This is a genomic window from Halalkalibacter sp. APA_J-10(15) (assembly GCF_023017105.1).
In the GTDB taxonomy this organism is placed as follows: Bacteria; Bacillota; Bacilli; order Bacillales; family Bacillaceae_D; genus Halalkalibacter.
The window spans coordinates 1-223 of sequence record NZ_JALKEV010000111.1; the positions used below are offsets into that span (position 1 = coordinate 1).

A 223-nucleotide genomic window follows, 5' to 3' on the forward strand; every position below is an offset into this window, starting at 1 on the left:
TCCGAAGGATGCGGTAGAAAATCTGTTCGAACACATCACTTTCACGGAATCGACGGGCATAGTTCTTCCCGAACGTAGAGAAGTGGGGGATCTTATCATCAAAACCAAAACCTAAAAACCAACGATAAGCGACGTTTGTTTCGATTTCTTTGATCGTTTGGCGCATAGAGCGAATGCCGAATATGTATTGAATGAACACCATTTTTACTAACACGACAGGATC

Annotated in this window: 1 protein-coding gene; it reads right to left on the reverse strand. The window is 42.6% G+C overall.

Translation table 11 applies throughout. From position 1 onward, the window contains the following. A partial coding sequence (locus MW695_RS22485; RefSeq protein WP_247107636.1) for a transposase occupies window positions 1–223 on the reverse strand: 223 nt, incomplete at both ends.